This window comes from Pseudactinotalea sp. Z1732 (genome assembly GCF_049724975.1).
Taxonomy (GTDB): domain Bacteria; phylum Actinomycetota; class Actinomycetes; order Actinomycetales; family Beutenbergiaceae; genus CALKWS01.
The window spans coordinates 104,779-126,482 of the sequence record NZ_JBMPQC010000006.1; the positions used below are offsets into that span (position 1 = coordinate 104,779).

The following is a 21,704-nucleotide window of genomic DNA, read 5'->3' on the forward strand; positions in this document are numbered from 1 at the left end:
CCTCGGCCGGGGTCTCCGGGCGGGGTGTCGGTACCTACCGTCACAATAGGGCGGTGAGTGGATCCACTGAGCGCGGACCGGACCCGGGCACCCTCCCGCGGGAGACCACGGCGCCCCTGACCGGGTTCAGCGAGCCGACGACGGCGTGGTTCTCCTCCGCATTCGCCGCGCCGACCGCCGCCCAGTCCCAGGCGTGGGAGGCGATCGCCTCCGGCGATCACGCCCTCGTCGTCGCCCCGACCGGGTCGGGGAAGACGCTTGCGGCGTTCCTGGCCGCGCTGGACGGGTTGCTCACCGGCCCGGACCCGGCCGACCCGGGCCTGCGGTGCAAAGTGCTCTATGTGTCCCCGCTCAAGGCACTGGCCGCCGACGTGGAGCGAAACCTGCGCTCACCGCTGGTGGGAATCACCCAGGCCGCCCAGGCCCACGGCCGCTCGGTACGCGAAGTCCAGGTTGGCGTGCGCACCGGGGACACTCCGGCGGCGCAGCGTCGGGCCTTCGCCACCAGGCCCACCGACATCCTGATCACCACTCCGGAGTCGTTGTTCCTCATCCTCACCTCCGCGGCGCGGGAGGGGCTGCGGGGTGTGCAGCAGGTGATCCTCGATGAGGTGCACGCCCTGGCCGGCAACAAGCGCGGTGCGCACCTCGCGTTGTCGTTGGAGCGGCTCGATGTGCTCACCGAGCGCCCGGTGCAGCGGATCGGACTGTCGGCCACGGTCCGTCCGCCCGAGGTGGTCGCGCGGTACCTGGCCGGGGCACGCCCGATCGCCGAGGGTGGGCGCGAGGTGCGGGTGGTGGCTCCGCGCATCGCGAAGGTCCTGGACATCGACGTGACCGTCCCGGTGCCGGACCTGTCCGACATCGGCGGGGCAGCCAGCAGCGCCGACCCACCGGCCACCGGCGGGGACGAGGAACTGGACCTGTCCGGGTCCGCGGCCGGGCGGCTCCCGGAACTGACCCGCCCGGGCGCAGGGCAGGCCAACTCGATCTGGCCGCACGTGACCGAGCGGATCACAGACCTGATCAACGCCCACCGGGCCACGATCGTGTTCACCAACTCCCGCCGGGGCGCGGAGCGGTTGGCAGCCCGGATCAACGAGTGCCAGGCCCGGCGGCTCGGCCTGGACGATCCCGACCCCGGTGCCGATCAGCCGGCGCAGGCACCCGGCCAGTCCGGCTCCCGCACCGACGTACCGCCCGAGGCGGTGATCGCCGCGGCTCACCACGGCTCGATGAGTCGGGAGGAGCGCGTCCGGATCGAGTCCGCCCTGAAATCCGGGACGCTTCCGGCGGTGGTTGCTACGAGTTCACTGGAACTGGGGATCGACATGGGCGCGGTCGACTTGGTGGTCCAGGTCGGGGCCCCGCCGTCGGTGGCCTCGGCGTTGCAGCGCATCGGTCGGGCCGGACACCAGGTCGGGGAGGTCTCCCGCGGGGTGGTCATGCCGACCCACCGCGGTGACCTACTGGCTGCGGTGACCACGGCCGCGCGGGCCGGGTCCGGACAGATCGAGCAGGTGCACGTCCCGGCCAACCCACTGGACGTGCTCGCCCAGCAGGTGGTGGCCGCCACCGCGGTGCAGGACTGGGACGAGGCCGAACTTGTGGCGTTGGTACGCCGCGCGACTCCCTTCACCGGTCTCACCGACGGGGTATGGCGTGCGGTGTTGGACATGCTCTCCGGGCGCTATCCGAGTGAGGACTTCGCCGAACTGCGGCCCCGCCTGGTGTGGGACCGTCGCGGTCGGACCCTGAGCGCCCGCCCGGGCGCGCTCCGCCTGGCGGCGACCTCCGGGGGCACCATTCCCGATCGTGGGCTGTACGGGGTCTACCTCGTGGGGGAACAGGACCCGCGCCGCGGCGGCAAGCGGGTGGGAGAGCTGGACGAGGAGATGGTGTTCGAGTCCCGCGTCGGGGACACCTTCACCCTCGGCTCGAGCACCTGGCGCATCGAGGACATCACGCCCGACCGGGTCCTGGTCTCCCCCGCCCCGGGCCTGCCGGGCCGACTGCCCTTCTGGAAGGGTGACGCCCCGCCCCGCCCGGCCGAGCTGGGCCGAGCCCACGGCGAGATGATCCGCCACCTCGCCACCGACCCCGACGGCGCCCACGCCCGGGCGGGGCTGGCCGGCCTGGACGACTGGGCGCGGCAGAACCTGCTGACCTACATCGGTGAGCAGGAGCAGTCCACCGGGGCGTTACCGACCGACCGCACGATCGTGGCCGAGCACTTCCGCGACGAGTTGGGTGACTGGAGAATCGCGATCCACTCCCCCTACGGCGCGGCGGTGCACGCGCCCTGGGCGCTGGTGCTCAGCGCCCGGCTGCGGGAGCGGTTCGGCCTGGACGCCCAGGTGATGCACGCCGATGACGGGATCGTGCTGCGATTGCCCGAGACCACCTGGGCCGAGGATGAGGCACGCGGTCCGCTGGACGTAGGCGAGCTGGTGTTGGCGCCGGAGGATGTGCACGCCGATGTGCTCAGCGCCCTGACCTCCTCGGCGCACTTCGCCGCTCGGTTCCGGGAGGCGGCGGCTCGCTCACTGCTCCTGCCCCGCCGCCGCCCGGACCGGCGCCAGCCGTTGTGGCAGCAGCGTCAGCGCAGTGCCCAGTTGCTCTCGGTGGCGGGCCGGTTCACCGATTTCCCGGTGGTCCTGGAAGCGGTGCGGGAGTGCTTGCAGGACGACTTCGATATCACCGCCCTGACGGACCTGATGCGCGCCCTGGACCGGCGGGAGGTGCGCCTGGTGGAGGTGCAGACCCCCCAGCCCTCCCCCTTCGCCCAGTCCCTGGTGTTCGGGTATATCGCGCAGTTCCTGTACGAGGGTGACGCGCCACTGGCTGAGCGCCGTGCCGCCGCGCTGACCCTCGATGCCCGGCTGCTGACGGAACTGCTCGGCGAGGGTGCCGAGGTGGCCGAACTGCTCGACGTCGACGCGCTGAGTTCGGTGGAGGCCGAGGTGGGTCTACGCACCGAGACGACCCGGGCCCGCGACCTCGAGGCCCTGGTGGACCTGATCAGGCGACTGGGGCCGGTGCCGCAGCACGAACTCACCGCGCGCAGTGCCACGCCGCAGGACGTACCCGGCTGGCTGGCGGACCTGGCCGCCGCCCGGCGGGTGCTGCCGGTGCGCGTAGCCGGGCAGGACCAGTGGGTGATCGCCGAGGACGCCGGCCGTGTCCGCGACGCGTTGGGGGTGGCGCTTCCCCCTGGGCTGCCCGAGGACTTCACCGCCCCGGCGCCCGATGCTCTCCTGGATCTGGTGCGCCGGCACGCTCGCACCCACGGTCCGTTCCGGGCCGGCGAGGTGGCGCAGCGGTTCGGCCTGGGCGTGGCCACGCTCACCCCCGCGTTGACCGCACTGACCGACCAGGGGGTGCTCGCTGCCGGAACGCTGCGTCCGGTGCAGGCCCACACCGCGGCCAGTGCGGCGATGGCCGGGCCGGACTATTGCGACGCCCAGGTGCTGCGCAGGATCCGGCGCCGGTCGCTGGCGGCGCTGCGCGCCGAGGTAGAGCCGGTGCCCGCCGCGGCGCTGGGAATCTTCTCCCCGCGCTGGCACCAGATCGGACGGTTGCGCGGGGTGGAGGGGGTGCTCAGCACGGTGGAGCAACTGGCCGGCAGCCCGATCGCCGCCTCGGCATGGGAGTCCCTGGTGCTGCCGGCCCGGGTGAGCGACTACCGCCCGGCGATGCTCGATGAACTCACCGCCTCCGGGGAGGTGGTCTGGGTGGGGGCCGGCGCCGGTCCGGGCAGCGATGGCCTGCTCGCCCTGCTGCCGGCCGAGGCTGTTGCGGAACTGGCGCCCCCGCCCGATGACGACGCCGCCCACGGCCGGGTGCATCGGGCCGTCCTGGAGGCGCTGGCAGGTGGGGGCGGAGTGTTCTTCCGGGATCTGGTCGCCGGTGTGCGTTCGGCCTCGCCCGCACCGGAGGAGGACGGTGACGACCAGGAGCTCGCGCAGGTCAGCACCGAGGAGGTGGTACGGGCCCTATGGGACCTGGCCTGGGCCGGCCATCTGACGAATGACTCCCTGGCGCCGCTGCGCGTGTGGATGTCGGCGGGCGGCGCCCGGCCCGGCACCCATGTGGCCGGCCGGCGGCCCGCCCGGCCGCGGTCGCTGCGGGCCGGGGCGTTGCGTGCAGCAGGCTTCGGGGCAGGCGGCCGGCGCACCGGCAGCGCGGTGCCCACGCCTCCTTCCGCGATCGGACGGTGGTCGGCGGTACCGGAACGGGCTCCAGCGCCCGAGCGGGCCGTCGCCGCGGTGCTGTCGCTGGTGGATCGGGACGGCGTACTGACCCGTGGCTCGGTCGGGACCCGGGTGCCGGGCGGGTTCTCCGCGGCCTACCGGGTGCTAGCCGAGGCGGAGCAGGGCGGTCAGGTGCGTCGGGGGTACTTCGTGGAGGGCCTGGGGGCTGCCCAGTTCGCCCTGGCTGAGTGCGTGGAGCGGCTGCGTGCCGATGCGGCCGAGGTGGAGCGTGATCGTGGGCAGGCAGTGCTGCTGGCTGCCACCGATCCTGCGCAGCCCTACGGCGGTGCGCTGGCGTGGCCGGAGACGGTCACCACCACGGCTACCGGACACCGGCCGGGCCGGAAGGTGGGGGCCAGCGTGGTGCTGGTGGACGGCCGGTTGGTGCTGTACCTGGAACGCGGAGCCAGGAGCCTGCTCTCCTTCACCTCCGCTCCGGCGGCGCTGCGGGCCGCGGCGACTGAACTGGCCCGATGGGCCGGCGACGGAGCGCTGGGCAGGTTCACGGTGCAGCGCGCAGACGGCGCCGACGCCCTCACCGAACGGAGCCCGCTGGTCGCGGCCCTGACCGAGGCGGGGTTCATCGCCACCCCACGTGGGCTCCGGCTGCGCGCGGGCTCGGGACTGTCGGGGAGCTCGGGTGCCCGAGGGTGACGTCGTGGCCCGAGTGGCGCGCCACCTCACCCGAGCACTGACGACGGGACCGTTGGTGCGTGCCGAACTGCGCTGGCCGGGCCTGGGCGATGCCGACCTGACGGGTCAGCAGGTGAGCGAGTGCCTCGGCTACGGCAAGCACCTGTTCATCCGCACCGGGAACGGCTGGAGCCTGCACACCCACCTGCGCATGGATGGCACCTGGCGGGTGCGGCGCACCGCCGCCCCGCCCGAAGCGCTCCGAGGTCGTTGGATCCGTGCGGTGCTCGCCACTGCGCGATGGACCTGTGTGGGTTCACACCTGGGCATGATGGACTTGGTGCGTGCTCGTGACGAGCGCCGGCTCATCGCGCACCTGGGACCGGACCTGATGGCGAAGCACCCGGACCTGGATGGGGCCGCGCGGAATCTGCATGCCCAAGGCTCCCGTGGGGTCGGTGAGTCGTTGCTGGACCAACGGGTGGCGGCCGGGATGGGCACCATCTACATGGCCGAGACACTGTGGGAACACCGGCTCAGCCCGTGGTTACCCGCCGACCGGGTGCCAGATCCCCGCGCGCTGTACGCCACGGCGTCGTTCCTCATGCGCCGCAGCGCCGACGCACCCGAACTGACCGCCACCGGGCACCTGGGAGCGGGGCTGCGCACCCACGTGCACGACCGGGCCGGGAAGCCCTGCCGGCGCTGTGGTGAGATGATTGCCGTTGCCGAGGTTGCTGCGCCACCGTTGGCACGGCCGGCGTTCTACTGTCCGGGTTGTCAGGAAGGCAGGCGAGCGGGGGCCGGGTATTGAGGTTGCGGGGAGATCCACGGACACCGGTGCTGTCCGCGCTGGTCCTGACGATGGCCATGGTGGCGATGGACACCACGATCATCGCCACCGCCGTACCGCAGGTGGTCGGTGACCTCGGGGGGTTCGATCAGGTCGGCTGGGTGTTCTCGGTGTACCTCCTCACCCAGACCGTGACGATCCCGATCTACGGCAAACTCACCGACGTCCACGGCCGCAGACCGGTGCTCGTGTTCGGGGTGTCGGTATTCCTGGCGGCCTCGGCCCTGTCCGCGGCAGCCTGGGACATGGTCGCGCTGATCGCCTTCCGCGCGCTGCAGGGACTGGGCGCGGGGGCGATCGCGGGGACCGTGCAGACCGTAGCCGGGGATCTGTACAGCGTGCGCGAACGCGGCCGGGTACAGGGGTACCTGGCCAGCGTGTGGGGCATCTCGGCGGTGCTCGCCCCTACCCTGGGCGGCTTGTTCGCCCAGTACCTGTCCTGGCGATGGATCTTCCTGGTGAACATCCCGATCGGGATCTTCGCCCTGGTGCTGATCCTGCGGGGCCTGCACGAGGACATCGCGCGGCGGCGCCACAGGATCGATTACCCCGGCGCAACGCTGATCCTGATCTCGGCCGGGCTGCTCATCTTCTGGCTGCTTCAGGGCGGAGCCACCTTCCCGTGGTGGTCGCTCACCAGTGTGGTGATGGTGAGCGTGGCCGTCATGGCCGCAGCCGCACTGGTGCTGGTGGAACGTCGTGCAGCCGAGCCGATCCTGCCACCACACCTGTGGGCGCAGCGCATCACCCTCTCGGCCTACATCGCCTCGGGGGCCGCGGGGATGGCGGTGATCGGCCTATCGGTCTACCTGCCGAACTGGGGGCAGAGTGTGCTCGGGCTGTCACCGATCGCCGCGGGGTTCGTGCTGGCCACGATGAGTATCACCTGGCCGATCACCTCAAGCCTGTCCGCGAAGGCCTACCTGCGAATCGGGTTCCGGGACACCGCCCTGGTCACGGTGCTGGCCGGGGTGGGGTTGAGCCTGCTCGGACCGGACGCCGGAGTGTGGCAGCCGGTGGCGTGCAGCGCCCTGATGGGCGTCGGGATGGGTCTGTTGTCCACCCCGTTGATGGTGGGCCTGCAGAACACGGTCGGCTGGGACCAGCGCGGAACCGTCACCGGGGGGTTGCTGTACGCCCGTTTCCTGGGACAGAGCATCGGGGCGGCCGGGTTCGGTGCGGTCGCGAACACGGTGCTGCGGCGCCGGGAGGGAGCAGCCGCCGACGTCGCGATGCATGCGGCGACCCATGCGGTGTTCGTGGCGCTACTGGTGGTAGGCGTGCTGGCCGTGGTGGCTCTGCTCCTCGCGCCCCGGCGGTTTCCCACCCATGCGATGGGCGGGGAACCGGTCCGGGACGAGGGCTGAGCCCGGGCTCAGACGCCGGCGAGATCTTCCTGGCCGAACTGCTCGGCCATGGCCATCTGCTCGGCGAAACTGACCGGGACCGTGTCCGGAACGGCGATCCCCTCGACCAGCGCGATGCGGTCGGAGACTTCCCGCAGCACCACCGACAACGGCACGCTCAATGCCGAGGCGATGGAGTTGAGCAGCTCCGAGGAGGCTTCCTTCTGTCCGCGCTCGACCTCGGAGAGGTAACCGAGGGACACCTGGGCGGCCGAGGAGACCTCGCGAAGGGTGCGGCCCTGGCGCTGGCGGATGTCGCGAAGGACATCACCGATTTCTCTGCGAAGAACCACCATGGTGCGTCCCTCCTCTCTCGCCTGCATCGAACTCTTGGATGTGTGTGCCGGTGTTGCAGTATTACCGTACCCCGAGATCGCCCGTGGCACCGTCCGGGGAGTGGACGGACGGCCGGCCGGGCGCCTGGAGCGCGGAGGGTGCATACGTGTGATCATTACTTGCTTCAACGCCCGGGCGCATCTTGTTTGTTCCCGGTGGGCCGGATCGCCGCCGCGCCGAGCGCCAGCGCCAGGTCCACCGAGGACGCGCGCAACTGCTCCCGCCCCCCGGCGAGTCGGTAGTGCCGTACCCAGACGCCACCCGGATGAGCACAGGCCAGATAGATCGTGCCGACTCCCTGCCCGTCCTGACCGGCCGGGCCGGCCACGCCGGTGGTAGCCAGGGTGAGGTCGGTGCCAAGCAGTTGCGCTGCCCCGGCAGCCATCTGCGCGGCCACCAGCGGATGCACCGGTCCGTGCGCCGCGAGCAGACCAGCGTCCACCCCGAGCAGATCCCGCTTGACGTCGGTGGCGTAACTGACAACCGAACCCCGGAAAGTCGCCGAGGCGCCCGGAACCTGCACGATCCGGTCGGCGAGCAGCCCACCGGTGAGGGACTCAGCCGCGCCCAGGCTCCAACAGGCCGCGCCCAGCCGAGCCAGGAGCGTCGCGGCCGGGTTCTCCGCCGTCAGACCGGTCATGGGCCCGCTACTGCGCGGTGGCACCGCTCCGGGCCACCTTGATGGCTCGGATGACGTAGTCCAGCCCGGTGACCACGGTCACCAGCACCGCGGCCAGCATCACGACGAACGCAGCGGTCTCGATCCAACCGCCGAGGGTGGCGCCGAGGAGGCCGACCGCGGGCAGGATCATCAGGGCGATGAAGATCACCTGCATGACCGTCTTGAGCTTGCCGCCCTTGGAGGCTGCCATCACCCACCGGCGCACCATGATGAATCGCAGGATGGTGATCGCTGCCTCCCGGACGATGATCGTGATCGTGGCCCACCAGGGCAGGTCACCGAGCATCGAGAGCATGATGATCGCACCACCGACGAGCATCTTGTCCGCGAACGGGTCGGCGATCTTCCCGAAGTTGGTCACCAAGTTGCGCGCCCGCGCGATCGAGCCGTCCAGCTTGTCCGTCAGCGCGGCGAGCAGGAACACCGCCAGCGCACCGACCCGCGACCAGGTGGTGTCCTGCCACAGCAGCACCATGAAGAAGGGGACCATGACGATGCGGAGCATCGTGAGCATGTTCGGCAGGTTCCAGACCTGGCCGGCATGAGGATTGACCGGTTCACTCGTCACCCGCCCAGGGTAAGGGAGATTCACAGGCTCAGCGGCCGGTGAGTTCCCAGGCATCGGTGGAGTCGGCGTCGGAGGCCTCGTCGTCGTAGTCGGTGGTCTGCGCGTACTCTGCGGCCGGCACGCCCGTGTCCTCATGGGACGTCTGGTGCGGCTCGGCGTCGAATGGGACATCACCGTCGGACCCGGGGCCGGGCCCGTCTCCGCGCAGCATCGCCAGGGTGGAGGGCAGGTCATCGGGATCCACGAGCACATCGCGTGCCTTGGAACCCTCCGACGGCCCCACGATCTCGCGGGACTCCAACAGGTCCATCAACCGGCCGGCCTTGGCGAAGCCCACCCGGAGCTTGCGCTGCAGCATCGAGGTGGAGCCGAACTGGGTGGAGACCACCAGTTCGGCGGCCTGCAGCAGCAGGTCGAGATCATCGCCGATGTCCTCATCGATCTGCTTCTTGGCCGCCGCGACCGTCACGTCCTCGCGGTAGGTCGGCTTGAGCTGGCCCTTGACGTGATCGACCACGCCGTGGACCTCGGACTCACTGACCCAGGCCCCCTGCACCCGCATCGGCTTGGAAGCGCCCATCGGCAGGAACAGGGCGTCACCCTGGCCGATCAGTTTCTCCGCGCCAGGCTGGTCCAGCACCACCCGGGAGTCGGTCACCGAGGAGGTGGCGAACGCCAGCCGGGAGGGCACGTTGGCCTTGATGAGTCCGGTGACCACATCGACACTGGGTCGCTGGGTGGCCAGCACCAGGTGGATCCCGGCTGCCCGGGCCAGTTGGGTGATGCGCTGGATGGAGGCCTCAACATCGCGCGGGGCCACCATCATCAGGTCGGCCAACTCATCGACGATCACCAGCAGATACGGGTACGGGGCGAGTTTTCGCTCACTGCCCGGCAGGGGGGTGACCTTGCCCGAGCGCACTCCGGCGTTGAAGTCATCGATGTGCTTGTAGCCGAAGGTGGCCAGGTCGTCGTAGCGGGTGTCCATCTCCCGCACCACCCAGTCCAGCGCCTCGGCAGCCTTCTTCGGGTTGGTGATGATCGGGGTGATCAGGTGCGGGATGCCCTCGTAGATGGTCAACTCCACCCGCTTGGGGTCCACCAGCACCATGCGCACCTCCTCGGGCGTGGCGCGCATCAGGATCGAGGTGATCATCGAGTTCACGAAGGAGGACTTACCCGCACCGGTGGCACCGGCGACCAGGATGTGCGGCATCTTGGCCAGGTTGGCCACCACGTAGCCGCCCTCGACGTCCTTGCCCACCCCCATCACCATCGGGTGCTCGTTGCGGCGGGCCGGTCCGGAGCGCAGCACGTCCCCGAGGGAGACCGTCTCGCGGTCGGTGTTCGGGATCTCGATCCCGATGGCCTTCTTGCCCGGGATCGGGGACAGGATGCGCACATCGGCGCTGGCCACCGCGTAGGCGATGTTCTTGCTCAGCGCGGTGACGCGTTCCACCTTCACACCCGAACCCAGCTCCACCTCGTACCGGGTCACCGTGGGCCCGCGGGTGAACCCGGTGACCTCGGCGTCCACGTCGAAGTCGGTGAGCACCGCGGTCAACGCCTGCACCACCCGGTCGTTGGCCTCCGAGCGGGTCTTGTGCGGGGCGCCCCGGGCGAGCATGTCGTCGGTGGGCAGGGTGTAGGTCAGGTCCGGCGTGAGCATCAACTGCTCAGCGCGCGGTGGTAGCGGCCGGGTGGGAGGCGGTTCGATGACCTCGGTGCCCCCGGCCTCGGTGGCCGCCGACGCGGTCGTCTTCGCCGCGGCGGCCTTGGCCGGCTTCTTCTTCCCGGCCGGAGCACCGGCCCCGGAGACGGACGCGGCACCAGCACGGGCCTCATCGGTGTCATGGGGATGGCTGAATGCCTCATCGCCCGCGAAGGCGCCGGGGTCGGGCGCCGATCCACCGCCCTTCCTGCGGCCACGACGGCGGTCGGCGCCGCCTGCGGGTGCATCCGGTCCGGCGCCGTCCGCGCCGTGCGGGGAGCCCTCATCCTCGGTGACATCCGCACCGGTGAGCCACTGCCAGGCTTGCACGAACCGGCGCGGAACGGCCGCCACCGGGGTGGCGGTCACCACGAGCAGGCCGAAGACCGCCAGCAGTACCAGCAGCGGAATGCTCACGTAGGTGCTCAGGGCGAGCGACAGCGGGTAGGCCGCCACGTAGCCGAGCAGTCCGCCGGCGCTGAACATCTGTGGCCAATCCGGGGGGCTCGGTAGTCCGCGCGCCACGTGGATCAGACCGCTGACCGCCATGGTCAGGGCACCCAGGCCCACGGTGATCCGGCCGTTCACCTCCCCGCGTTCGGGATGGCGCATCAGCCGGACCGCCATGAACAGCAGGATCAGCGGGATGACGGCGGCCAGCACCCCCACCGAGCCGGCGACCGCGGCGTGGATGACGTCCCCGGCCGCGCCGGAGAGGCCGAACCACACCCGCACCGCGATGATGACCGCCAGGCCCAGCAGCAGGAACGCCAGGCCGTCACGCCGATGAGCCGGATCCAGCCCCTTGGCGCTGGATCCGATCGAGCGGGCGGCACCGCCGACGACGTGGGCGGTGCCCATCCAGATCCCACGCAGCATCCGCACCGGCAGGGAACGCGTGGGTTCCGAACCCTCACCCTTGGACGCGGTGTCCCTCGTCGCGGTGGTACGCGAGGCCGTCGCTGTCTTCTTCCTACGTCCTGGTGGGGCTGACCGTCCGGGGGAAGTCGTCCGGGTCGCCATGGTGCCTGCTGTCCTCCTGCCCTCGGGCATCGCTTATACGCGCCCGTCGCTGTCCACTGAACCAGAGGAACGGCAGAATCCTGCGGTGTGACACGCACTCCAGGGGCCCATCCCCCGGGACCGGCGCGGCGGGACGGCGCTCAGACGGCGATCAGACCGACGCCGAGCGTCAGCAGACCCGCGATCAGGAAGGAGGCACCGGCGTAGATCAGCACACTCCACCGGTTCGGCGTGCGCCGGTCCGGACCCATCGCGGAGAAGAAGAAGCCCGCCGGCATCAGGATCGCCGCGACCAGCACCCCGGCACGGGCCAGCCAGGCCCAGCCCCCGCTCAGGCCGGAGGCATCGGTGAGAACCAGGCACACCAGTCCCAGGGTGATGAAGACCCCGGCGTGGCCGTGCCCGGCCCGGAAGGACCGGCGCTGGAAGTCGGTGACCGGGGCCTTGCCGGCATTGATGCGCAGCAGGAGGTAGCCGCCGGTGGTGACGGTGGTGGCCGCCAGCACCGCGATCCCGGCGGTGCGGGTGGCGGCTTCGGTCAATTCGAGCATGGGGCACCTCTCAGGGGCTGGACATCCATTCTCTAACACTGTTATCTAACGCTGTTAGGAACTGGTCGTCAAGCTCTTTAGACTCCCCTCATGCCCCGCCCGCGCCGTTACGACGACGACCTTCGCCGTCGGCTCCTCGACGTCAGTTCCGAAGCGATCAGCCATCGCGGTACCCAGGGGCTGAGCCTGCGCGCCGTCGCCGCCGGGGCCGGGACCACCACCGCGGCGGTGTACGCGTTGTTCGGTAGCCGCGATCACCTCATCGAGGCGGTCACGGCCGAGGGACTGGCCCGGTTCGCCGCGCACCTGGATGCGGTGGAACGCACCCATGATCCAGGTGCGGACCTGCTCGCCCTCGGCGTGGCCTACCGCGACAGCGCCCTGGACGACCCGCACTTCTACCGGGTGCTGTTCGGATCGACGAGCACGGCCAAGCCCAGCGAGCCCGAGGAGCACGCCACCTTCGATGCCCTGCGTCAGGCGGTCCGCCGGCTCGTCGGCGGTCCGGAGCCCGACGTCACCGAGCACACCTACCGGTTGTGGTCGGTCGTGCACGGCCTGGTGGACCTGGAACTGGGCGGCCTGCTCCCGGGCACGACGGCGCAGCGGGCCGACCGCTACATCGCCACCCTGCGCGCCGTGGGTCCGGCGCTGCTGCGCGGGTAGTGCGGCACGATCAGGCTTCCACGACCACCGGGATCAGCATCGGACGACGGCGCAACCGGCGCGAGGCCCACCGGCCCACCACCCGCCGGATGATCTGCTGGAGTTGATGGGTGTCCACCTTGCCGCTGGCAGCGGCCTCGGTGAGGGCGTCGGTGATCTCCGGGACGATCTCCGATAGCCGCTCATCCCCTTCGGCGAGGCCGCGGGCCTGCAGGTGCGGCCCGGCCACCACCTTGCCGGTGGAGGAGTCGATCGCGGCGAAGATGCTGATGAACCCCTCCTCGGCGAGGATGCGCCGGTCCTTGAGCTCGGCGTCGGTGATCTCTCCCACCGAGGAGCCGTCCACGTAGACGTACCCGCACGGCACCGCCCCGGCGATGCTGGCCTTGCCGTCGACCAGGTCCACCACCACCCCGTCCTCGGCCAGGACCACCCGCTGGGGGTCCACCCCGGTGGCCACCGCGAGCGCCCCGTTGGCCACCAGGTGGCGGATCTCGCCGTGCACCGGCATCACGTTCTTGGGCCGGACGATGTTGTAGCAGTACAGCAACTCCCCGGCCGAGGCGTGACCGGAGACGTGCACCCGGGCATTGGCCTGGTGCACCACCTTCGCGCCGAGCCGGATCAGGCCGTTGATCACCCGGAACACCGCGGTCTCGTTGCCCGGGATCATCGAGGAGGCCAGCACCACGGTGTCCCCCGGGCCCACCGAGACGCGGTGGTCCTGGTTGGCGATCCGGGACAGCACCGCCATCGGCTCCCCCTGCGAGCCGGTGCTCATCAGCACCACCTGGTCATCGGGCAGGCTATCGACCTTCTTCTGATCGATGAGCACCCCGGATGGTACCTCGAGGTAGCCCAGGTTCTCAGCGATCTTCATGTTCCGCACCATCGACCGGCCCACCAGGGCGACCCTGCGGCCGTGGGCGTGGGCGGCGTCGAGCACCTGCTGCACGCGGTGCACGTGCGAGGCGAAGGACGCCACCACCAGCCGGCCCTCCGCGGTCGCGAAGACGCCGTCGAGCACCGGGCCGATCTCCCGCTCGGAGACGGTGAACCCGGGCACCTCGGCGTTGGTGGAGTCGGTCATGAACAGGTCCACGCCCCGCTCCCCCAGCCGGGCGAAGGCACGCAGGTCGGTGATGCGGCCGTCCAGCGGCAACTGGTCCATCTTGAAGTCACCGGTGTGCAGGACGGTGCCGGCCGGGGTGTGCACGGCTACGGCCAGGGCGTCGGGGATCGAGTGGTTCACCGCGACGAACTCACAGTCGAACACTCCGGCCTGGAAGTGCTGGTCCTCGGCGACTTCACGGGTGACCGGCTTGATCCGGTGCTCGGTGAGTTTGGCCTCCAGGAACGCCAACGTCAGTTTCGACCCGACCAGCGGGATGTCCTGACGCATCCGCAACAAGTAGGGCACCGCCCCGATGTGATCCTCGTGGCCGTGCGTCAGTACGATCGCCTCGACATCATCCAGCCGATCGGCGATGTAGTCGAAGTCGGGCAGGATCAGGTCCACCCCGGGCTGGTGGTCCTCGGGGAAGAGCACACCGCAGTCGATGATCAGCAGCCGGCCGTCGTACTCCAGCACTGCCATGTTCCGGCCGACCTCGCCCAGCCCGCCGAGCGGAACGATCCGCAGGCCCCCCTTCGGCAGCGGCCCGGGCAGGTCCAGATCGGGATGGGGATGACTCATGAGCGGTCCTCTTCTTCCAGCCCGTGCAGGCGCAGGGCGGTACGTAGATCAGCAAGTTCTGCCTCGTTGGCGGCGACCAGGGGCGAGCGCACCGCGAGGCTGGGTAGGCGCCCCTGCAGGTACAGTGCGGCCTTGGACATCACCGCGCCCTGCCCGGTGCCCATGATCGCATCACACACCGGGGCCAGGTCCGCCGAGAGGTCCCGGGCGGTGAACAGGTCACCGTCGTCGATCGCTTTCACCATCCGGGCGTACTGACCGGCGACGACGTGACCGACCACCGAGACCACGCCGGAGGCCCCATGGGTCAGCCAGGCCAGGTTCAGCGCGTCGTCGCCGGAGTAGTACTCTAAACCGGTGCGGCGCATCCGGTCGAAGCCCGCCGGGACATCACCGGTGGCGTCCTTCACGGCGCGGATGCGGGGGTGCTCGGCGAACCGGTCCAGGATCTCGTCCCCGATCGCCACTCCGGTGCGGCCGGGGATGTCGTACAGCATCGCGGGCAGGTTGACCGAGTCCACGATCGTGCAGATGTGCCGGTAGACACCCTCCTGGGAGGGGCGGTTGTAGTAGGGCGAGACCACCAGCAGGCCGTGGGCGCCGTTGCGCTCTGCCGCCTTGGCGATCCGGGTGGCGTGCGCGGTGTCGTTGGATCCGGCGCCGGCGATGACCATGACCTCCGACCCGACCTCGTCGACGACGGCGGCCACCAGGTCATCCTTCTCCGGCTGGTGGGTGGTGGGCGACTCTCCGGTGGTGCCGTTGACCACCAGGGCGTCGCACCCGGAGGTCACCAGATGGCGCGCCAGGACGCGGGCGCTCGGCACGTCGATGCTGCCATCGGGATGCATCGGGGTGACCATCGCCACCGACACCGAACCGAACGTGCGCGGTGGCACCCTGCGGATGTTCTCAGCCATGCCTAGACGGTACCGCGCCGGGGTCGCGCTCAGGTGAATTGACCGGCGTTGGCGCGTACCCACTGAGCCGGTCGGCGAGGAGGTAGCCTGTCCGGTGATGACTGCCCACTCCCACGGTCCGACCGCCGACGTCTCGGTACGGCCGGCAATCGCCGAGGACGCCGACCATCTCGGCCGCATCCAACTCGACTCCTGGCGGGCCCGGCACCGTGACCATCTGTCCGAACAGGTCCTGGCCGGGCTCGATGCCACCGACTTCGCCGCCGCATGGCGCAGCGCCATCACCGACCCGCCCTCGCCCAAGCACCGGGTGCTGACGGCCACCGCCGGACCGCTCGTGGTGGGGTTCGCGGCCCTGGCCCCAGGGATCGACGGCGACCCGACCGGTGAGGTGGTGGAACTGGCCGTGGACACCGATCACCTGCGGCAGGGGCACGGCTCCCGCCTGCTGGCGGCCTGCACCGACGTCCTCAAGGGCACCGGCGCCGCCAAGACCCGGATCTGGCTGGTCGAGGGCGATGAGGTGCGTGAGGCGTTCCTCACCGACGCCGGCTTCGGCCCCATCGGGGTGCGCCGGGTGCTGCAGGTGGGCCAGGCTCAGGTGAGCGAGCATGCCTGGGCGGCCGACCTGCACGGCTGAGACCACCGGGGCACACGGGCCGCCTGCCCGCACTCAGTCCTGCAGGTCGCGCTCCAGCACGGGGGCGAGCCGGAACGGGATCAACTCACCCATCGCCAGCCACGTCTCGGTGCGGATCACCCCGTCGCAGGCCAGCACCAGTTTGTTCACCCGGTACAGGTCCTCGGCGTCGGTGCACACGCACCGCACCAGGATGTCTCCCCGCCCGGACAGGCCGTGCGCCTGGACCACCTCCGGAATATCTCGCAACTGCTCCACCACGTACTCCAGCCGGGGCTGATCCACTTCGGTGGCCATGAACACCGTGAGCGGATAACCCAGGGACGCCGCGTGCAGCCGGCGGTCGAAGCCCTGCAGCGCGGCGCTGGCCTCCAGGGCCTGCACCCGCGCCTGCACGGTGTTGCGGCTCAGGCCCAGTTCCGCCGCGATCGCCACGATGGTGGCGCGGGGGTTGGCGGTCATCGCGAGCAGGATCCGTCGGTCGGTGTCATCAACACTGATCATAATGACCAATCATAGCGCGTGGCTGCGCTACATATTTAACATTATGCTCAATTGATCCGCTACAGATTGCACCTATTGCCCTGCAGGAGTACCGTCGAACCAAGGCTGGACCTGGCCGCATTGGGGTGCCCACAAGGCGCCCGGGATCATGGAGGTTCTCACCATGTCGACAACGATGTCTCCACCGGATTCCTCCCTCGTGGAGGGTTTGAAGGAACCGTTGCAGGTGCTCGCACCCGATGGCACCCGCACGGCGAATGAACTGCTCGACCCCCACCTGGGCGATATCGATGAGACGGTCCTGACCGACCTGTTCATCGACATGTCCATCGTGCGCCGGATCGACACCGAGGCGGTGGCGCTGCAGCGTCAGGGTGAACTGGGTCTGTGGCCCCCGCTGCTGGGCCAGGAGGGCGCCCAGATCGGGCTGGCCCGGGCCATCAACGACGACGACTTCATCTTCTCCTCCTACCGCGAGCAGGCGCTGGCCTGGTGCCGCGGCGTGGAGCCGGCGGAGATGCTCAGCGTCTGGCGCGGCACCACCTTCTCCGGGTGGGACCCCCAGCAACGCCACATGACCACCCCGCAGATCATCATCGGCGCCCAGGCCCTGCACGCCGCCGGATACGCGATGGCGATCACCGGCGCCGGCGGCAGCGAGATCGCCATCGCCTGCTTCGGTGACGGCGCCACCAGTCAGGGAGACCTGAACGAGGGTCTGGTCTTCGCCTCGGCGTTCAACGCCCCCGTGGTGTTCTTCTGCCAGAACAACCAGTACGCCATCTCCGAGCCGGTCGCGGTGCAGAGCCGGGTTCCTCTGGCTCTGCGGCCCACCGGGTTCGGCATCCCCTCCTTGCGGGTGGACGGCAACGACGTGCTGGCGGTGCGGGCCGCAACCCGGATCGCCGCCGACCGGGCCCGCAGCGGGGGCGGTCCCACCTTCATCGAGGCGGTCACCTACCGGATGGGCCCGCACACCACCAGCGACGACCCGACCCGCTACCGCGACAAGGCGGAGTTGGAGCACTGGGCCGCGCGCTGCCCGATCGCCCGGCTGGAGTCGCACCTGGAGGGCACCGGCGCCCCGATCGAGTCCATCCGCGCCGAAGCCCGGATCCGCTCCGACGCGGTGGCCAAGGATCTGCGCGCGGCCATCACCACGATGACCCCGCCGCCCGCGCACACCCTGTTCGAGCAGGTCTATGCCAGCGAGCACGCCCCGTTGCGCCGCCAGCGCCGCGAGGCCGAACTCCTCGAGGCCTCGCTGGCACCGGAGGGCTCATGACCACGATGACGATGGCGGGCGCCCTGAACGCGGCCCTGCGTGAGCGGCTCGAGGCCGATGACTCGGTGGTGCTGATCGGTGAGGACATCGGCGCCCTCGGCGGGGTGTTCCGGGTAACCGACGGCCTGCAGCGCGACTTCGGCCGGCAACGGGTGATCGACTCCCCGCTGGCCGAGTCCGGCATCATCGGGACCGCGGTGGGGATGGCCTACGCAGGGCTGCGGCCGGTGTGTGAGATCCAGTTCGACGGGTTCGTCTACCCCGCCTTCGACCAGATCGTGGCGCAGGTGGCCAAGTTGCACTACCGCACCCGCGGCACGGTCCGGATGCCCCTGACGATCAGGATCCCCTACGGCGGCGGCATCGGCGCCGTGGAACATCACTCCGAGTCCCCCGAGGCCTACTTCGCGCATACGGCGGGCCTGCGCGTGGTGACCGCCGCCAGCCCGCAGGAGGCCTACCAGACCCTGCGTGCGGCAATAGCCTCGGACGATCCGGTGCTGTTCCTCGAGCCCAAGGCCCGGTACTGGACCAAGGCGGAGGTGGACCCCGGAGCCGAGGCGGACCTGGAGACCGCCCAGGTGGTGCTGCCCGGGCGGGACGCCACCGTGGTGGCCTACGGTCCGATGGTGGCCACCGCCCTGGACGCCGCGATCGCCGCGAGCGACGAGGGCATCAGCCTGGAGGTGATCGACCTGCGCGCCATCTCCCCGATCGACCGCACCACGGTGGCGGCGAGCGTGCGGCGCACCGGCCGCCTGGTGGTGGCCCATGAGGCCGCGGGCAGTTTCTCGGTCGCCTCGGAGGTGATCACCTGTGCCGTGGAGGACTGCTTCGAGCACCTGGAGGCGCGCCCCGAGCGGGTCACCGGGTACGACACCCCGTATCCGCCGGCGGCCCTGGAGGAGGTCTTCCTGCCCGGGATCGACCGCATCCTGGACGCGGTGGACCGCACCCTCGGGCGCAGACACTCCCGCAGCGGTCAGGAGGTGCCGGCATGAGGTCCACCTTCCGGCTGCCCGATCTGGGCGAAGGTCTGACCGAGTCCGAGATCGTCACCTGGCTGGTCGCCGAGGGTGACGAGGTGGAACTGAACCAGATCCTCGCCGAGGTGGAGACCGCCAAGGCGGTGGTGGAGTTACCGAGCCCTTATGCCGGCCGGATCGCCACCCTGCACGCCGAACCGGGGCAGACCGTGGCGGTGGGGGCCCCGCTGGTCGAGTTCGACGTGAACGGTGCCGACGACGAGGCACCCCCGGGCGCGGACGCGCCGGTGGCCGAGGACGGCGAGGCCGACGCAGAAGATGCCGGGGCAGTACCGGCCGGGGCGGCGGACAGCGGGCCGGCTGAGCAGACTCCCGCAATCGAGCGCCAGTCGGTCCTGGTGGGGTACGGGCCCAAGGTGGCCGGTGATGCGCGCCCGACGCGCCGCCGTCGCACGTTCGAGACCACGCCGTACCGGGGCGGAGACGACGACGGCGAGGAGCCGGCCGGGCCGACCCCGCCGGCGATGCCCCCGGTCCGCGCCCTGGCCCGCCGGCTCGGGGTGGACCTGCGCGCCGTCACCGGGTCCGGACCCGACGGGCTCGTGCTGCGCGCCGATGTGCAGCGCGCCGCCGGCCAGGGCCCGGAACCGGGCGGGCGGGCTGACGCCCCCACCGGCCCGGCGACATCCGGCTCCACGTTCATCCCGGTCAGCGGGCTGCGCAAGCACACCGCGCAGGCGATGACGGACTCGGCCTTCACCGCACCGCACGCCAGCGTGCAGTCCACGATCGACGTCACCGCCACCCTGGACCTGCTCCGCCGGGTGCGCGAACAGGCCCGGGGCGAGCGGGCGCCGTCGTTCCTGTCCCTGGTGTGCCGGGCGGTCCTGCGGGCGGTGCGCGCCACACCGAGTGCGAACTCCCACTTCGATGCCGACGCGGGCCGGATCGAGGTGTTCGGCCACGTCAACCTCGGGATCGCGGTGTCCACGGACCGCGGTCTGGTGGTGACCGGCGTGGAGGGTGCCCAGGACCTGGACGCCCGGGCCCTGACCGAGCAGATCGCCACCCAGGCGAGCCGGGCGCGGGATGGGTCGGCCGAGCTGGCCGAACTCACGTCCTCGACCCTGACCGTGACCAATGTGGGCGTGTTCGACGTCGACTCCGGGGTACCGATCCTCAACCCCGGGGAGAGTGCGATCGTGGCGGTCGGCGCGATCCGCACCCGCCCTTGGGAGCACCAGGGACAGGTGGCACTGCGCCAGGTGGTCACGATCACCGTATCCTTCGACCACCGCGTGCTCGACGGCGCGGAGGCTTCGGCCTTCCTGTCCGACATCACGGCGGTATTGTCGGATCCGGCGATCGCACTGATGGGGTGAGCGTGGAGGTACTGAGCACGGCGGTGGCGCCCGAGGTCGCCGCGGACCGGGCGCGGGCGATGGAGCAACTGGTCACCGAATTGCGCGAGGTGACCGCCCGCACCGCTATGGGTGGGTCGGAGCGCGCCCGGCAACGGCACGTCGATCGGGGGAAACTGCTCCCGAGGGAGCGGATCGACCACCTCATCGATCCCGGCACCCCGTTCCTGGAACTGAGTCCGCTGGCCGCGCACGGGATGTACGACGACGAGGCTCCGGCGGCCGGGATCGTCACCGGGATCGCCGTGGTGGCCGGGCGGCACGTGATGATCGTGGCCAACGACGCCACCGTCAAGGGCGGCACGTACTTCCCGATGACGGTCAAGAAGCACCTGCGGGCCCAGGCCGTCGCGGAGCAGAACCAGTTGCCGTGCGTGTACCTGGTGGACTCCGGTGGTGCCTTCCTGCCGATGCAGGACGAGGTCTTCCCCGACCGTGAGCACTTCGGGCGCATCTTCTACAACCAGGCGCGGATGAGCGCGGCCGGGATCGCCCAGATCTCGGCGGTGCTGGGCTCCTCCACCGCCGGCGGGGCCTACGTGCCCGCGATGAGCGACCAGACCGTGATCGTCCGCGAGCAGGGCACCATCTTCCTCGGGGGTCCGCCGCTGGTGAAGGCCGCCACCGGGGAGGAGGTCAGCGCCGAGGAGCTCGGCGGCGGGCAGATGCACACCTCGGTCTCCGGGGTGGCCGACCACCTGGCCGACGACGACGAGCACGCCCTGGACATCGTCCGTGACATCGTGGCCACGCTCCCGGTTGCCGAGGCCGTCCGGCCGGTCGAACCGGTGCGGGATCCGGTGGTGCCGGCCGATTCGGTCAGTTCGGTGGTGCCGACGGACCTGACCACTGCCTATGACGTGCGCGAGGTGATCGCCCGGCTGGTGGACGGCAGTGCGTTCGCCGAGTTCAAGCCCACCTACGGCGCGACGTTGGTGACCGGGTTCGCCCGGATCCACGGCCACCAGGTGGGCATCGTGGCCAACAACGGCATCCTGTTCAGCGAGTCCGCTCTCAAAGGTGCCCACTTCATCCAGTTGTGCGACCAGCGCGGCATGCCGCTGCTGTTCCTGCAGAACATCGCCGGGTTCATGGTGGGCGCGGAGTATGAACGCGGCGGGATCGCCAAGGACGGGGCCAAGATGGTCACCGCGGTCGCCACGACGAGGGTGCCGAAGTTGACCGTGGTGATCGGCGGATCGTTCGGGGCCGGGACGTACTCGATGTGCGGGCGGGCCTATGATCCGCGGTTCCTCTGGTTGTGGCCGAACGCCCGCGTCTCGGTGATGGGCGGGGCGCAGGCCGCAGCGGTCCTGGCCACGGTCAAACGCGACCAGATCGAGGGTGCGGGCGGCACCTGGAGTGCTGCGGAGGAGTCCCGGTTCACCGCTCCGATCACGCAGCAGTACGAGGCGCAGGGCAATCCGTACTACGCCACCGCCCGACTCTGGGACGACGGGGTGATCGAACCGGACCAGACCCGCACCGTGCTGGGCCTGGCCCTGGACGTGATCAGCCGGACTCCGCTGCCGCCGCCCCGGTTCGGCATCTTCCGGATGTGACCGGGACG

General features: G+C 70.6%; 17 protein-coding genes. 9 read left to right on the plus strand and 8 right to left on the minus strand.

Features of this window, described 5'->3' with window-relative positions; translation table 11 throughout:
• Positions 1-53 precede the first annotated feature (53 nt).
• Genes ACPL7H_RS12510 through ACPL7H_RS12520 form a run of 3 tightly spaced genes read left to right on the plus strand, consistent with a single transcriptional unit; the run spans position 54 to position 7,106 of the window.
• Entirely contained in the window at positions 54-4,907 is a 4,854-nt protein-coding gene (locus ACPL7H_RS12510; protein ID WP_424797224.1) for a DEAD/DEAH box helicase, read from the plus strand.
• On the plus strand, positions 4,894-5,700 hold the full coding sequence (locus ACPL7H_RS12515; protein ID WP_424797225.1) for a DNA-formamidopyrimidine glycosylase family protein: 807 nt from the start codon (positions 4,894-4,896) through the stop codon (positions 5,698-5,700). The genes ACPL7H_RS12510 and ACPL7H_RS12515 overlap by 14 nt, the downstream gene beginning before the upstream one ends.
• 26 nt (positions 5,701-5,726) lie before the next feature.
• A complete protein-coding gene (locus ACPL7H_RS12520; protein ID WP_424797226.1) occupies positions 5,727-7,106 on the plus strand; it encodes an MFS transporter in 1,380 nt (459 codons plus the stop codon).
• An 8-nt stretch (positions 7,107-7,114) separates the two neighbouring features.
• Here ACPL7H_RS12520 and ACPL7H_RS12525 read toward each other — a convergent pair whose 3' ends face one another.
• The 5 genes from ACPL7H_RS12525 to ACPL7H_RS12545 all read right to left on the minus strand — a co-directional run bounded on the left by ACPL7H_RS12525 (position 7,115) and on the right by ACPL7H_RS12545 (position 12,016).
• Positions 7,115-7,441, minus strand: a complete 327-nt coding sequence (locus tag ACPL7H_RS12525; protein WP_424787976.1) for a helix-turn-helix domain-containing protein — start codon at positions 7,439-7,441, stop codon at positions 7,115-7,117.
• 164 nt (positions 7,442-7,605) lie between these two features.
• Positions 7,606-8,121: a CinA family protein gene (locus ACPL7H_RS12530; RefSeq protein WP_424797227.1), complete on the minus strand. Its 516-nt coding sequence runs from the start codon at positions 8,119-8,121 to the stop codon at positions 7,606-7,608.
• A gap of 7 nt (positions 8,122-8,128) precedes the next feature.
• The gene (gene pgsA, locus ACPL7H_RS12535) at positions 8,129-8,731 is read right to left on the minus strand and encodes a CDP-diacylglycerol--glycerol-3-phosphate 3-phosphatidyltransferase (protein WP_424791337.1); all 603 of its coding nucleotides are present in this window, start codon (positions 8,729-8,731) and stop codon (positions 8,129-8,131) included.
• Positions 8,732-8,759: 28 nt separating this feature from the next.
• Positions 8,760-11,321: a DNA translocase FtsK 4TM domain-containing protein gene (locus ACPL7H_RS12540; RefSeq protein WP_424797228.1), complete on the minus strand. Its 2,562-nt coding sequence runs from the start codon at positions 11,319-11,321 to the stop codon at positions 8,760-8,762.
• Positions 11,322-11,605: 284 nt separating this feature from the next.
• Entirely contained in the window at positions 11,606-12,016 is a 411-nt protein-coding gene (locus ACPL7H_RS12545) for a hypothetical protein (protein ID WP_424797229.1), read from the minus strand.
• Between the two features lie 90 nt (positions 12,017-12,106).
• Here ACPL7H_RS12545 and ACPL7H_RS12550 point away from each other — a divergent pair, with 90 nt between their 5' ends.
• The gene (locus ACPL7H_RS12550) at positions 12,107-12,682 is read left to right on the plus strand and encodes a TetR-like C-terminal domain-containing protein (RefSeq protein WP_424797230.1); all 576 of its coding nucleotides are present in this window, start codon (positions 12,107-12,109) and stop codon (positions 12,680-12,682) included.
• A 10-nt stretch (positions 12,683-12,692) separates the two neighbouring features.
• Here the strand turns inward: ACPL7H_RS12550 and ACPL7H_RS12555 are convergent, their stop codons facing one another.
• Positions 12,693-14,378 (minus strand): ribonuclease J, encoded by a 1,686-nt coding sequence (locus ACPL7H_RS12555; protein WP_424787982.1) that lies wholly within the window; start codon positions 14,376-14,378, stop codon positions 12,693-12,695.
• Positions 14,375-15,298, minus strand: a complete 924-nt coding sequence (gene dapA / locus ACPL7H_RS12560) for a 4-hydroxy-tetrahydrodipicolinate synthase (protein ID WP_424797231.1) — start codon at positions 15,296-15,298, stop codon at positions 14,375-14,377. The genes ACPL7H_RS12555 and dapA overlap by 4 nt, the downstream gene beginning before the upstream one ends.
• A 97-nt stretch (positions 15,299-15,395) precedes the next feature.
• Between dapA and ACPL7H_RS12565 the strand changes: the two genes are divergently transcribed.
• On the plus strand, positions 15,396-15,938 hold the full coding sequence (locus ACPL7H_RS12565) for an N-acetyltransferase family protein (RefSeq protein ID WP_424797232.1): 543 nt from the start codon (positions 15,396-15,398) through the stop codon (positions 15,936-15,938).
• 33 nt (positions 15,939-15,971) lie between these two features.
• Here the strand turns inward: ACPL7H_RS12565 and ACPL7H_RS12570 are convergent, their stop codons facing one another.
• Positions 15,972-16,442 (minus strand): Lrp/AsnC family transcriptional regulator, encoded by a 471-nt coding sequence (locus ACPL7H_RS12570; protein ID WP_424797233.1) that lies wholly within the window; start codon positions 16,440-16,442, stop codon positions 15,972-15,974.
• A 163-nt stretch (positions 16,443-16,605) separates the two neighbouring features.
• Between ACPL7H_RS12570 and ACPL7H_RS12575 the strand changes: the two genes are divergently transcribed.
• From ACPL7H_RS12575 to ACPL7H_RS12590, 4 genes are read left to right on the plus strand one after another with little or no spacing between them, the layout of a single operon-like run.
• Positions 16,606-17,727 (plus strand): thiamine pyrophosphate-dependent dehydrogenase E1 component subunit alpha, encoded by a 1,122-nt coding sequence (locus ACPL7H_RS12575; protein ID WP_424797234.1) that lies wholly within the window; start codon positions 16,606-16,608, stop codon positions 17,725-17,727.
• A complete protein-coding gene (locus ACPL7H_RS12580) occupies positions 17,724-18,728 on the plus strand; it encodes an alpha-ketoacid dehydrogenase subunit beta (protein ID WP_424787988.1) in 1,005 nt (334 codons plus the stop codon). Before ACPL7H_RS12575 ends, ACPL7H_RS12580 begins: the two co-directional genes overlap by 4 nt.
• Complete coding sequence (locus ACPL7H_RS12585; RefSeq protein WP_424797235.1) at positions 18,725-20,095, plus strand: dihydrolipoamide acetyltransferase family protein; 1,371 nt, start codon at positions 18,725-18,727, stop codon at positions 20,093-20,095. The genes ACPL7H_RS12580 and ACPL7H_RS12585 overlap by 4 nt, the downstream gene beginning before the upstream one ends.
• 2 nt (positions 20,096-20,097) lie before the next feature.
• The gene (locus ACPL7H_RS12590; RefSeq protein ID WP_424797342.1) at positions 20,098-21,696 is read left to right on the plus strand and encodes a carboxyl transferase domain-containing protein; all 1,599 of its coding nucleotides are present in this window, start codon (positions 20,098-20,100) and stop codon (positions 21,694-21,696) included.
• The last annotated feature ends 8 nt before the right edge of the window (positions 21,697-21,704 follow it).